General features: G+C 72.1%; 12 protein-coding genes. 11 read left to right on the forward strand and 1 reads right to left on the reverse strand.

The window, feature by feature from the left end; all coding sequences use genetic code 11:
- The first annotated feature begins 30 nt into the window (after positions 1-30).
- Both dapB and DR046_RS01615 read left to right on the forward strand, forming a co-directional pair.
- Complete coding sequence (dapB, locus tag DR046_RS01610; protein WP_115379265.1) at positions 31-840, forward strand: 4-hydroxy-tetrahydrodipicolinate reductase; 810 nt, start codon at positions 31-33, stop codon at positions 838-840.
- A gap of 100 nt (positions 841-940) precedes the next feature.
- Complete coding sequence (locus DR046_RS01615) at positions 941-1,282, forward strand: dihydrodipicolinate reductase (RefSeq protein ID WP_115379267.1); 342 nt, start codon at positions 941-943, stop codon at positions 1,280-1,282.
- Between the two features lie 94 nt (positions 1,283-1,376).
- Here DR046_RS01615 and DR046_RS01620 read toward each other — a convergent pair whose 3' ends face one another.
- A complete protein-coding gene (locus DR046_RS01620) occupies positions 1,377-1,673 on the reverse strand; it encodes a DUF1674 domain-containing protein (RefSeq protein WP_245190753.1) in 297 nt (98 codons plus the stop codon).
- A gap of 72 nt (positions 1,674-1,745) precedes the next feature.
- Here DR046_RS01620 and DR046_RS01625 point away from each other — a divergent pair, with 72 nt between their 5' ends.
- The 9 genes from DR046_RS01625 (at position 1,746) to DR046_RS01665 (ending at position 13,174) form a co-directional block, all read left to right on the forward strand.
- On the forward strand, positions 1,746-3,008 hold the full coding sequence (locus DR046_RS01625) for an RsmB/NOP family class I SAM-dependent RNA methyltransferase (RefSeq protein WP_115379269.1): 1,263 nt from the start codon (positions 1,746-1,748) through the stop codon (positions 3,006-3,008).
- 56 nt (positions 3,009-3,064) lie between these two features.
- Positions 3,065-4,789, forward strand: a complete 1,725-nt coding sequence (locus tag DR046_RS01630) for a heparinase II/III family protein (protein ID WP_115379271.1) — start codon at positions 3,065-3,067, stop codon at positions 4,787-4,789.
- A gap of 12 nt (positions 4,790-4,801) precedes the next feature.
- Complete coding sequence (gene purH, locus DR046_RS01635) at positions 4,802-6,373, forward strand: bifunctional phosphoribosylaminoimidazolecarboxamide formyltransferase/IMP cyclohydrolase (protein WP_115379273.1); 1,572 nt, start codon at positions 4,802-4,804, stop codon at positions 6,371-6,373.
- 16 nt (positions 6,374-6,389) lie between these two features.
- The gene (gene lspA, locus DR046_RS01640) at positions 6,390-6,854 is read left to right on the forward strand and encodes a signal peptidase II (RefSeq protein ID WP_115379275.1); all 465 of its coding nucleotides are present in this window, start codon (positions 6,390-6,392) and stop codon (positions 6,852-6,854) included.
- Between the two features lie 52 nt (positions 6,855-6,906).
- Entirely contained in the window at positions 6,907-7,413 is a 507-nt protein-coding gene (locus tag DR046_RS01645) for a DUF3035 domain-containing protein (RefSeq protein ID WP_115379277.1), read from the forward strand.
- A gap of 124 nt (positions 7,414-7,537) precedes the next feature.
- Complete coding sequence (locus DR046_RS01650) at positions 7,538-8,926, forward strand: M16 family metallopeptidase (RefSeq protein WP_370815479.1); 1,389 nt, start codon at positions 7,538-7,540, stop codon at positions 8,924-8,926.
- On the forward strand, positions 8,923-10,263 hold the full coding sequence (locus DR046_RS01655) for a M16 family metallopeptidase (protein ID WP_115379279.1): 1,341 nt from the start codon (positions 8,923-8,925) through the stop codon (positions 10,261-10,263). Before DR046_RS01650 ends, DR046_RS01655 begins: the two co-directional genes overlap by 4 nt.
- 86 nt (positions 10,264-10,349) lie before the next feature.
- The gene (gene mutL, locus DR046_RS01660) at positions 10,350-12,149 is read left to right on the forward strand and encodes a DNA mismatch repair endonuclease MutL (RefSeq protein ID WP_115379281.1); all 1,800 of its coding nucleotides are present in this window, start codon (positions 10,350-10,352) and stop codon (positions 12,147-12,149) included.
- Positions 12,146-13,174 (forward strand): DNA recombination protein RmuC, encoded by a 1,029-nt coding sequence (locus DR046_RS01665; protein ID WP_115379283.1) that lies wholly within the window; start codon positions 12,146-12,148, stop codon positions 13,172-13,174. Before mutL ends, DR046_RS01665 begins: the two co-directional genes overlap by 4 nt.
- The last annotated feature ends 51 nt before the right edge of the window (positions 13,175-13,225 follow it).

Raw genomic sequence — 13,225 nt, forward strand, 5'->3', positions numbered from 1 at the left:
CGGGGCACGGGACGCGAAGGAGACGGAGCAATGGCGGGCACGGGCATCGTGGTGATGGGCGCATCGGGGCGGATGGGGCGGATGCTCTGCGATCTGGTGCAGCGGAGCGAGGCCACCCGCCTCGTCGGTGTGACCGAAGCGCCGGGCCATCCCTGGGCCGGGCGCGACCTGGGCGAGGTCATGGGCGGCGCGCCGACCGGCGTGCCGGTGACAGACGATCCCATCGAGGTCGTCGCCCGTGCGCAGGCCGTGATCGACTTCACCACCCCCGCCGCCACCGTCGCCATGACCGAGCTGACCGCGCAGGCCCGCGCGGTGCACGTGATCGGGACGACGGGACTGACGCCCGAGGACATCGCGGTGATCGAGCGGGCGGGCGACCACGCCACCATCGTGCGGGCGGGGAACATGTCGCTGGGCGTCAACCTGCTGACGCAGGTCGTGGCCCAGGTCGCCGCGGCGCTGGATGCCGATTACGACATCGAGATCGTCGAGGCGCATCACCGCCACAAGGTCGATGCGCCCTCGGGCACGGCGCTCATGCTGGGCGAGGCGGCGGCGCGGGGGCGGGGCGTCGCGCTGGACGCGGTCGCCGACCGGGGCCGCGACGGCATGACCGGCGCGCGGGCGCGGGGCGCCATCGGCTTTCACGCGATCCGGGGCGGCGACGTGATCGGCGAGCACGACGTCATCTTCGCCGCCGACGGGGAGCGGATCACCCTGCGCCACCAGGCCACCGACCGCTCGGTCTTCGCGCGGGGCGCGCTGAAGGCGGCGCTCTGGGGACAGGGGAAGGGGCCGGGCTGCTTCGACATGCTCGACGTGCTGGGCCTGAAGTAGCGGGCGGAGGGGGCCAGCCCCCGCGCCTGCGGCGCCCCCCGGAGTATTTCCGGCCACAGGAAGGAATGATCCTGACCGGACCCGCGCGCGTAGAAGGACCATGCGCGCCCTGATCCTTATCTTCCTGCTCTTGTCCTCTCCCGCCCTCGCCTTCGAACGGATCGAGAGCCGGGACGCCTTCCTGTCGCTCGTGCAGGGCCGGACGCTGGCTGGTGACGGCGTGTCGCTGCGCGTCGGCGCCGACGGCTCCATCGCCGGGCGCGGCTTCGGGTTCCGCGTGACAGGCGGCTGGACCTGGGAGGACGGGTTCTTCTGCCGGACCCTCGACACGCTCGTGCGCGACTTCCCCCGCAACTGTCAGCTGGTTCAGCTACAGGGGAACGTCCTGCGATTCACCGCGGATCGCGGAGCCGGGGACGTGGCGGACCTGACGCTGCGGTGAAGCCCCCTTTTGAGACGCGCCCACTTTGGAGTGGACGACTTGCGCGAAACAGCATCGGCAAGGCCGATGCCGCGCATCCTCAAGGCACCGCCCCTCAGAAGTCGATCGCGAGGCCCTTCGCTTCCCAGTCGCCGTAACGCACCGGCTCGGGTCCCTTGCGCCCGCCAAGTTCCAGCGGCAGGTCGGGCGACGCCGCGGCGGCGCGGCGGGCGTCGGCCTCCTCCAGCGCGCGGCGCGCGGCCTCCGGCAGGGCGGCGCGGCGCGCGGACTCCTCCTCGGGGGTCAGCGGGAGGATCTCGGCCTCCGGGCGGCGGTTTTCCGTCGGGCAGGCGGGCGCCTCCGCGCTGGCCTGCGGCAGCTCCGACGGATCGACATTCATGCGCTGCGCCATGGCGGGCCTCCTTGTCGCTTCGGCCGGGTTGATATACGTCCCGCCTCCGCCCCTGCCAAGGAGTGGTCCCCCATGTCGCAGCCGCAGCCCGATCCCCAAGGCGGCCTCGCCGCCCGCCGCGGCGCATTGCGCCTGCTGGCCCATGTCCTGCGCGACGGGCGGATGCTGGGCGACGGCGCCTCGGGACTGGAGGGGCCGGACGCCGCCCGCGCCCTGCGCCTCGCCGGCGCGGTGCTGCGCCACATGGGCCGGGCCGACGCGCTACTGAAGCGACGGCTGGAGCGGCAGCCCGCCACCCGCACGCGCGACATCCTCAGGCTCGCCACGGTCGAGTTGTTCGCGCTGGGCGCCGCGCCCCATGGCGTCGTCCACGACGCCGTGGCGCTGGCCCGCATCAGCCCAAAGACGGCGAAGCAGGCCGGACTGGTGAACGCGGTCCTGCGGGGGCTGTCGGACGCGCAGGCCGAATGGGACGCGCTGCCGCCGCCCTCGCTTCCGCCCTGGCTGCGCAAGCCGCTGGCGAAGGCCTGGGGCCGCGACCGGCTGGAGGCGATCGAGGCCGCGCATACTGTCCCGGCGCCGCTGGACCTGACGCCGAAACCCGGCGTGGCAGTCGAGGGCGCCGAAGCGCTGCCCACGGGGTCCTTCAGACTGCCCGGCGGGCAGGTCAGCGCGCTGCCCGGCTATGCCGAGGGCGCCTGGTGGGTGCAGGACGCCGCCGCCGCCTGCCCCGTCCGCCTGCTGGGGGACGTCGCAGGGCTCCGGGTGCTGGACCTCTGCGCTGCGCCCGGGGGCAAGACGATGCAGCTTGCGGCCGGGGGCGCGGAGGTCACCGCGCTCGACCTGTCGGAGGCGCGAATGCGGCGCCTGCGCGAGAACCTGGAGCGCACCGGTCTTCCGGCCGAGATCGTGGTCGCGGACGCGCTCGACTGGACACCCGAGGCGCAATTCGACGCCGTACTACTCGACGCGCCCTGCACCGCGACCGGCACGATCCGGCGCCACCCCGACCTGCCACATCTGCGCGAGGCTCGGGACGTCGAGGCACTGACGAAGCTGCAATACCGGCTGATCGACCGCGCGCTGACCTTTCTCAGGCCGGGCGGGCGGCTGGTCTACTGCACCTGCTCGCTGCTGCCCGTCGAGGGCGAGCAACAGGTCGCCGCCGCCCTGGGCCGCCATCCCGGCCTGCAGGCCGAGGCCCCGGACCCCGCTGCGCTGGGCCTGCCGCCCGAGACGGCCTCGGCCCACGGGCTGCGCCTGCTCCCCGATCTCTGGCCGGAGCGGGGGCATATGGACGGGTTCTACATGGCGCTGTTGCGGGCTCCTGCGTGACTCCGGCCGGGGCGCGCCGTATCAGTCCCCACCGGAAGCGGTCCGGAGGGGGTTGAATGGCGACGCGGCAGGGGTTTCGCGACAGGCTGGCGACGCGCTGGCGCGTGATGCGCGCGGCCCCGCCGAAGGGCCCGCGCGCGCTCGCCTGGCGGCCGCCGCCGCGCGGCAGCGGCTCGCCCCGGCGGGGGCGCCAGATCGCGGGCGGGCTTTGGCATTTCGCGGGCCAGCTGATCGAGGCCGAGGGCGCGTCGCCCTGGGATATCGAGGCGCCCTCGATCCCCTTCGAGATGCAGCTGCACGGCATGGGCTGGATCGACGACGTGATGGCCACCGGCGACCGCGCCGCCATCGACGGGGTGCGCCGCTGGGTCATGGACTGGATCCGGCGCTACGGCACCGGCACCGGGCCGGGCTGGACACCGGCGCTGACCGGGCGCCGCCTGCTGCGCTGGATCAGCCACGCGCCGGAGCTTCTGCACGCGCTCGGCCCCGACGCGCAATCGGCCTTCTTCGACTCCGCCTACCGGCAGGCGGGGCTGCTGCGGGCGCGCTGGCACGATGCTCCGTCGGGCCTGCCGCGGACCGAGGCGCTGACCGGACTGCTCTATGCCGGGCTGACGCTGGAGGGGATGGACGGACTCTGCGATGACGCCGCCGCCGCGCTGACCCGTGCGCTGGCCGAGGATATCGGCCCCGATGGCGGCATTGCTTCCCGCAACCCCGAGGCCCTGCTGGAGGTGGCGACCCTGCTCGGCTGGGCGATCGAGGCGCTGGCCGCCAGCGACCGCGCCGTGCCCGAGGGCCTGACCGAGGCGCAGGGCCGGGTCATCCCCACCCTGCGCGCGCTGCGCCATGCCGACGGGGGGCTCGCCCGGTTCCATGGCGGTGGGCGCGGGCGCGAGGGGCGGCTCGACCGGGTGCTGGCGACGTCCGGCATCCGCGCGCGCAACGACAGCGGGCTGGCGATGGGCTTCGTGCCGATGTCGCATGGCCGCACCACCATCGTCGTCGACGCGGAACCCCCGCCGACGGGCCGCGTCTCCGGCTCGGCCCATGCCTCGACGCTCGCCTTCGAGATGACCTCGGGCGGCAGCCCAGTCATCGTCAATTGCGGCCCCGGCGGCCCGTTCGGCCCCGACTGGCACCGCGCGGGGCGCGCCACCGCCTCGCACTCGACGCTGATCGTGGACGGCTGGTCGTCGTCCCGCATCGGCCCCCTCATCGAGGAGGGCGGGCGCCGCATCGCCCCGCTGATCCAGACGCCGCGCCACGTGCAGTGGCAGCGCAGCAACTCGCGCCGGTCGTCGACGGCGATGTTCAGCCATGACGGCTACGTCCCCTCGCACGGGCTGACCCATCTGCGCCGGCTGATCCTGTCGACCGACGGCCGCCTGCTGGAAGGCGAGGACGGGCTGCGCGCCATCAGGGCCTCCGACAAGGAACGCTTCGACGACGCGATGACCGAGGCCAAGCTGCAGGGCATCCCGTTCCAGATCCGCTTCCACCTGCATCCCGACGCACAGGCTGAACTGGATCTCGGCGGGCGGGCGGTGTCGATCACCCTGCCCTCGGGCGAGGTCTGGGTCTTCCGCCCCGGGCGCGAGGTGAAGATGACGGTCGACCCTTCCGTCCACCTGGAGCCCGGGCGCCTGCGCCCCCGCGCCTCGACGCAGGTGGTTTTAACCGACCGCGTTGTGAAGTACGCGGCCACCATCGACTGGACCCTGACGCGGGCGCAGGAGGCGGTGGACCTGCCGCCCTCGCCCGCCGAGGGGGTGTGACCCGGAGTGCCCATGACCGACGTGCCGCTGAAACGAGCCCTGATCTCCGTCTCCGACAAGGAGGGACTGGTGGAGCTGGGCCAGGCCCTGGCCGCGCGCGGGGTGGAGATCCTGTCGACCGGCGGTTCGGCCGCGGCGCTGCGGGCGGCGGGGCTCGACGTGCGGGACGTGGCCGATTTGACCGGTTCGCCCGAGATGATGGACGGGCGGGTGAAGACGCTGCATCCGAAGGTGCATGGCGGGCTGCTCGCCCTGCGCGACGCCCATGCGGGCGACATGGCCGCCCACGGGATCGAGGGGATCGACCTGCTGGTGGTGAACCTCTACCCGTTCGAGGCGACCGTCGCCTCGGGCGCGGACGAGGCGGCCTGCATCGAGAACATCGACATCGGCGGCCCGGCGATGATCCGGGCGGCGGCCAAGAACAGGGGCTGGTGCTGCGTCGTCACCGACCCCGAGGATTACGGTGCGCTTCTGGCGGAGCTGGAGGCGAATGACGGCGCCACCACCCTGCGCTTCCGCCAGCGCCAGTCGGCCATCGCCTACGGGCGCACGGCGGCCTACGACGCCGCCGTCTCGACCTGGATGGCGCGGTTCGAAGGCGACAGCCCCCGCCGGGTCGCCGTCTCCGCCCGGCTGGCCCAGCCGCTTCGCTACGGCGAGAACCCGCACCAGGGGGCGGCGTTCTACACCGACGGCTCCGCCCGGCCCGGCGTGGCGACGGCGACCCAGCACCAGGGCAAGGACCTGAGCTACAACAACATCAACGACACCGACGCGGCGGTGGAGCTTGTGGCGGAGTTCACCGACGGTCCCGCCGTCGCCATCATCAAGCACGCGAACCCCTGCGGTGTGGCCACCGGTGCGACCCTGGCGGAGGCCTACCGGCGCGCCTTCGACTGCGACCGGACCTCGGCCTTCGGCGGGATCGTCGCCCTGAACCGCCCGCTCGACGCCGAGACGGCAGAGCTGATCGCGGGCATCTTCACCGAGGTCGTGATCGCTCCCGACGCGACCGACGAGGCGAAGGCCGTCTTCGCCGCGAAGAAGAACCTGCGGCTGCTCACCACCGGAACCCTGCCCGACCCGCGCACGGCGCGGCGCATGATGAAGCAGGTCGCGGGCGGGTGGCTGGTGCAGGACCACGACACCGGCCACGTGGCCGAGGACGACCTGCGCATCGTCACGAAGCGCCAGCCGACCAAGGCGCAGATGCGCGACCTCGCGCTGGCCTGGACGGTCGCCAAGCACGTCAAGTCCAACGCCATCGTCTATGCGAAGGACGGCGCGACCGTCGGCATCGGCGCGGGCCAGATGAGCCGGGTCGACAGCTCGCGCATTGCCGCGCGCAAGGCCGAGGACATGGCCGAGGCCCTGGGCCTGCCGCATAGCGCCGCCCGCGGCTCGGTCGTCGCGTCGGACGCGTTCTTCCCCTTCGCCGACGGGCTGCTGGCTGCCGCAGAGGCCGGGGCTGTCGCCGTCATCCAGCCCGGAGGGTCGATGCGCGACGACGAGGTCATCGCCGCCGCGGACGAGGCCGGTCTGGCGATGGTGCTGACCGGCATGCGGCATTTCCGGCACTGAGGCGGGGGCGACACCGATGCGCGGACTCTGGGTCGCGGCCGCTCTGGCCTTCGGGATCGACCAGCTGTCGAAGCTGATCGTCGTCTTCGGGCTGAACCTGAAGGAGGTGCTGGTGATGCCGGTCCTCCCGCCCTTCCTGGTGTTCCGGATGGGCTGGAACGAGGGGATCAATTTCGGCCTCTTCTCGGGCGTCGGCGCCCGCTGGGCGCTGATCGTTCTGGCCGTCGTCATATCGGTCGTGCTCTGGCGCTGGGCCCGGGGCATGGAGCGGCCCGTCGCCCGCATCGCAGCCGGGCTGGTGATCGGCGGGGCGCTGGCCAATGCGCTCGACCGGGTTCTCTACGGCGCGGTCGCGGATTTCCTCAACATGTCCTGCTGCGGCATCCGGAACCCCTTCGCCTTCAACCTGGCCGACGTCTTCATCTTTGCCGGGGCGCTGGGCCTCGTGATCTGGGGCGAGACGCGGCACAAGACCCCGTGACCCCGGCCCGCCCCTGCGCTAGACCGGGCGCCGACGACACGAGGAAGACCGGATGATCGCCCGCATCAGCCTGGCCGCGCTGGCCGCCCTGACCCTTGCCGCCTGCGAGCGCGAGAACCCGACCCTATTCAACATCCGCGCGCAGGACCGCACCCCGGACGAGTTCGCGATCATGCCAACCCGCCCGCTTCAGCCGCCGCCGGACTTCTCCACGCTGCCGCCGCCGACGCCGGGCGGGGTCAACCGCACCGATCCGCAACCGCAGGCCGAGGCCATCGCCGCGCTGGGCGGCAACATCGACCGGGGCGCCGGCGTCGACGGCGCGCTGGTCGCCGCCGTCACGCGCTACGGCGTGCAGGGCGACATCCGCGCGCAGCTCGCGCAGGAGGACCTCGCCTTCCGCCGCCGCCGCGACGGGCGCCTGCTGGAACGGCTGTTCAGCGTGAACGTCTATTTCCGCGCCTACGAGGAACAGTCGCTCGACCAGCACCGGGAGCTGGAGCGCCTGCGCCGCCTCGGCGTGCGCACGGTCGCCGCGCCGCCGGAGATCGTCGAATAGGTGGCAGCGGCGGGCCGCTCTGCGCTGACAACATCGTGAGGCACGCCGCAGCCCCTGTTTGAATTGGCGCGCGCCGACCTCATCTGGCACGGTAGCTCAGACACCCGAACCCCGGAGCCTGCCCTTGCGACTGCCGACCCTCGCCGCCGCCGTGACGGCCCTCGCCCTGCCTGCCTTCGCGCAGAGCACTCCCGATCTGGGCGACGACACGGTGACGACCTTCACCCTCCCGAACGGGATGGACGCGATCGTGATCGAGGATCACCGCGCCCCCCTCGTCGTCCACATGGTTTGGTACGATGTCGGCTCCGCCGACGAGCCGCCGGGCAAGTCGGGCCTGGCCCATTATCTCGAACACCTGATGTTCAAGGGCACCGACGAGCTGGAGCCCGGCGAGTTCTCGGCCACCGTCGAAGCCCAGGGCGGGTCCGACAACGCCTTCACCTCGCAGGACTATACCGGCTACTTCCAGCGCGTCGCCGCCGACCGGCTGGGCCTGATGATGAAGATGGAAGCCGACCGGATGCGCGACCTGCAGCTGGATTCCGAGGACTTCCTGACCGAGCGCGACGTCGTCGAGGAGGAGCGCGCGCAGCGCGTCGACAGCGATCCCGGCGCGCTCTTCGCCGAGCAGCGCAACGCGATCCAGTACATGAACCACCCCTACGGCATCCCGATCATCGGCTGGCAGCACGAGGTCAGCCAGCTGACGCTGGAGGACGCCATCGAGTTCTATCGGGAGCATTATGCCCCGAACAACGCGACCCTGATCGTCGCGGGCGACGTCGATCCCGCCGAGGTCGAGCGGCTGGCGCTGGAACATTACGGCCCGGTGGAGCCGAACCCGGCGCTGGGCGCGCGCCTCCGCCCCTCCGAGCCGCCGCAGGTCATCCCGCGCCGGGCCACCTTCGAGGACGAGCGCGTCTCCAACCCCTACGTCATCCGCACCTACCTCGCCCCCGAACGCGACCCCGGTGCGCAGGAGGAGGCCGCCGCGCTGACGATCCTCGCGCAGGTGCTGGGCGGATCGTCCCAGACCTCGATCATGGGCCGCACGCTGGAGCAGGATGAGGGCACGGCGCTCTATACCTCCGCCTTCTACAACGGCACCTCGCTCGACGACACGACCTTCGGTCTTGTCGTCATGCCGGTCCCGGGACGATCGCTGGAGGACGCCGAAGCCGACATGGACCGGATGATCTCCCTGCTGCTGGAGGAGGGCATCGACGACGCCCAGCTCGACCGGATCAAGACGCAGGTCCGCGCGGGCGAGATCTACGGCCGCGACAGCCTTCAGGGCCGTGCCCGCACCTACGGCGTGGGCGTCACCTCGGGCCTGACCGTCGAGGACGTGCAGGCCTGGCCCCGCATCCTGGAGGCCGTGACCGAGGAGGACATCCTCGCCGCCGCCGAGCGCCTGTTCGACCCGAAGAAGTCGGTGACCGGCTACCTGAAACGCCCCGAGCCCGCGCCCGAGCAGGCGCAGGCCGAACCCGAAGAGATCAGCCAATGACTTTCCTGCGTGCCCTGACGCTCGCCGCCGCGACGGTCCTGCCCCTGCCCGCCCTGGCGGCGGTCGAGATCCAGGAGGTCACCTCCGAGGGCGGCATCACCGCCTGGCTGGTCGAGGAGCCGTCGATCCCCTTCCTCGCCATCGAGATCAGCTTCGAGGGCGGCGCCAATCTCGACGCCCCCGGCAAGCGCGGCGCCACCAACCTGATGATGGCCCTGCTGGAGGAAGGCGCCGCCGACCGCGACGCCCTCGCCTTCGCCGAGGCGGTCGAGGGGCTGGCGGCCAGCTTCGCCTTCGAGACCTACAACGACAGCGTCTCGGTCTCGGCCGAGGTGCTGACCGAGAACCGAACCGAGTCGCTGGCCCTGCTACGCGACGCGCTGAAGTTCCCGCAATTCGAGCAGGACGACATCGACCGCGTCCGCGACCAGGTCCTGGCCGTCATCGCGCAGGACGAGACCGACCCGCAGGAGATCGCCTCCGCCACGATGAACCGGCTCGCCTTCCCGGAGCATCCCTACGGCACCCGGCTGGAGGGCACGCGCGAAACGGTCTCCTCCCTGACCCGCGGGGATCTGGTCGAGGCGCATCGCAACGCCCTGACCCGCGACGACGTCCATGTCGGCGTGACCGGCGACATCACCGCCGAGGAGCTGGGCCCCCTGCTCGACAAGCTGCTGGGCGACCTGCCCGAAAGCGGCGCGCCCGAGGCCGGCGAGGCCGAATACAGCCTCGAGGGCGGGGTGACCGTCGTCGACTGGCCGACGCCGCAATCGCTCGTCCTGTTCGGCCACGAGGGGATCATGCGCGACGACGAGGATTTCTTCCCGGCCTATGTGATGAACCACATCCTCGGCGGCTCGGGCTTCGCCTCGAAGCTGATGACCGAGGTGCGCGAAGAGCGTGGCCTGACCTACGGCATCGGCAGCTTCCTCGTCCCCCGCGATCACGCGGCGCAGTATCTGGGCCAGTTCGCGTCCTCGAACGACAAGACCGCCGAGGCCGTCCAGATCGTGCGCGACATCTGGGAGGACGTGGCGACGAACGGCATCTCGACCGAGAAGCTGGACGCAGCCAAGACCTACCTGACCGGCGCCTATCCGCTGCGATTCGACGGCAACGCCAACATCGCCAACATCCTTGTGGCGATGCAGTCGCAGGACCTGCCGATCGACTACATCGCGACGCGCAACGACAAGGTCATGGCGGTCACGCCCGAAGACATCGCCCGCGTGGCGCGCCGCATCCTCCAGCCGGAGAACCTTCATTTCGTCGTTGTGGGCCAGCCTGACGGGCTGGAGACGGGCCCGCTACCCGAGACGGCTAGCGACGGATGAGCATGGCGCCGCCCCCCCTCGGGGCGGCCCGAAAACCGGGGCGACCCGGGTTCCAATGGGCGGCGGCGCGCGCTAGGTCTCGTGGCATGGGCGCCGCCGACCGCAACATCTCCCCACCGCGCATCCGTCAGCTGGACGAGGGCGCCGTCAACCGCATCGCCGCGGGCGAAGTGGTCGAACGCCCCGCCTCCGCCGTCAAGGAGCTGGTCGAGAACGCGCTCGACGCTCGCGCCACGCGGATCGGGATCGAGATCGCCGATGGCGGGCGCACGCTGATCCGGGTCACCGACGACGGTCACGGGATCGCGGCCGAGGACCTGCCGCTGGCCCTGTCGCGCCACGCGACCAGCAAGATCGACGGCAGCGACCTGCTCAACATCCATTCCTTCGGCTTCCGCGGCGAGGCGCTCCCCTCGCTGGGCGCCGTCGGCCGGCTGACGATCACCACCCGCGCCGCCGGCTCGGCCGAGGCCGCATCGCTGCACGTCTCGGGCGGCCGGATCGAGACCCCGCGCCCCGCCGCGCTGCGCGCCGGAACCGTGGTCGAGCTGCGCGACCTGTTCCATGCGACCCCCGCCCGGCTGAAGTTCCTCAAGTCCGAACGCTCCGAGACGATGGCCGTCGCCGACGCCGTCCGCCGCCTCGCCATGGCCGAGCCGGGGGTGGCCTTCCACCTGCGCGACGTCTCGAACGGCGAGGACCGGACGCTGTTCCGCGCCGATCCGGCAGCGAACCTCGCCGACCGGCTCGCCGCGATCCTGGGCCGGGCCTTCGCCGAGAACTGCATGACGCTCGACGCCGAGCGCGAGGGGCACAGGCTCACCGGCCATGCCGGGTTGCCGACCTATTCGCGCGGCAACGCGGTGCATCAGTACCTTTTCGTCAATGGCCGCCCGGTGCGGGACCGGATGCTGACCGGCGCCCTGCGCGGCGCCTATGCGGACGTGCTCGCGAAGGATCGCCACGCCGTCGCGGCCCTGTTCCTGACCTGCGCGCCCGTGCTGGTCGACTGCAACGTCCACCCCGCCAAGACCGAGGTGCGGTTCCGGGACGCGGGGCTGGTGCGCGGGCTGATCGTCTCCGGCCTCAGGCAGGCGCTGGCCGAGGCGGGCCATCGCGTCGCCACGACCGTCGCAGGGGCGACACTGGGCGCGGCACGTCCCGAGCGGCCCGCCGCGCCGGTCTACCAGATGGACCGCCCCTCGTCGCGCGCCCGGGACACCGCCTACGCGATGCAGATGCCGGGCTTCGCCGAAGCTTCCGCCCGCATGGAGCCGGAGCCTGAGGCAGTGCGCGAGACCGCGCCCGCAGGCTGGCTCGGCGCCGCCCGCGCGCAGCTCCACGAGACCTACATCCTGTCCCAGACCGAAACCGGCTTCGTGCTGGTCGACCAGCACGCCGCCCATGAGCGCCTCGTCTACGAACGTCTCAAGGCGCAGGCCGAGACCGGCGGCATCGCCGCGCAGGCCCTGCTGATCCCCGAGGTGGTGGAGGTCGGCCCCTGGGCCGAGCGCCTGCTTGCGCTGGACCTGTCGACCCTCGGCCTCGCGCTGGAGCCCTTCGGCCCCGGCACGCTGGCCGTGCGCGAGACGCCGGCGATCCTCGGAGCGGTCTCGGCCGAGGCGCTGATCCGCGACATCGTCGAGGAGCTGGAGGAGGATGAGGAGGCCGACCCGCTCACGCTGCGCCGCAGGCTCGACGCGATCCTGAGCCGCATGTCCTGCCACGGCTCGATCCGCGCAGGCCGCCGCATGTCGGCGCCCGAGATGAACGCGCTGCTGCGCGAGATGGAGGCGACGCCGATGTCCGGCCAGTGCAACCATGGCCGGCCGACCTATGTGACGCTCGACCTCAAGGATATCGAGCGGCTGTTCGGCCGCACATGACGCTCGACCTCGGCGATCCGGCGACACTCGGGGCGCTGGCCGCGGGGGCGGTCGCGCTCCTCCTCGTGGCGATCGTGCTGGCCATGTCGGCCCGCCTGCGCGACCTGTCGCGCGCCCAGACGCAGCTGACCGGCACGCTCGCGGCCCTGACGGACGCGCAGGCGCGCGCCGAAGCGGGGACGGCGGCGGCCTTGACCGAAGGCGCGACGCGCACGGCGGCGACCCTCGGAGCATTGCAGCAGCGCCTGACGGCTATCGACGCGGCGCAGTCTAGGATCGAGGACCTGTCCTCGAACGTTCTGGGACTGCAGGACATCCTGTCGAACAAGCAGACCCGGGGCGCCTTCGGCGAGATCCAGCTCCACGACCTGATCGCCAAGGCCCTGCCGCCGGACGCCTTCACCTGGCAGGCGACCCTCTCGAACGGCCGCCGGGCCGATTGCCTGATCCACATGCCGGACCCGCCCGGCCCGCTGGTCATCGACGCGAAGTTCCCGCTGGAGAGCTACGAGGCGCTGATCGCTGAGCCCTCCCAGGCCAGCCGCACCGCCTTCCGCGCGGCACTGCGCACCCATATCCGCGCCATCGCCGACAGATATGTCCTCCCCGGCGAGACGGCCGAAGGCGCCTGCCTCTTCCTGCCCTCCGAGGCGGTCTATGCGGAGCTTCACGCCAACCACCCGGAGATCGTGCGCGAGGGCTTCGCGGCGCGGGTCTGGATCGTGTCGCCCACGACGATGATGGCGACGCTGAACACGTTGCGGGCGATCCTGAAGGACCACCGGATGCGCGAGCAGGCGGGCGACATCCGTCGCGCGCTGGCCGCGCTGCACCGCGACGTGGAGCTGATCGTGGAGCGGGCGGCCAAGCTCGAGACCCATTTCGACCAGGCGCGCCGGGACGTGGAGGGACTGGCCACCGCCGCCGAGCGGGCAGGCAAGCGGGCCGAGCGGCTGGACGCGTTCGATTTCGGCGAGGATGCGCCGGCGAAGCCGCGTCTCGCGCCGGTCATCCACCGCTCCTAGGATCTTCCATCGGTTCTGTGGGGCTTGCCCCGCACGCATCGCTGCGGATCG

Origin of the sequence: Jannaschia formosa (assembly GCF_003340555.1) — a bacterium.
Lineage (GTDB): Bacteria > Pseudomonadota > Alphaproteobacteria > Rhodobacterales > Rhodobacteraceae > Jannaschia > Jannaschia formosa.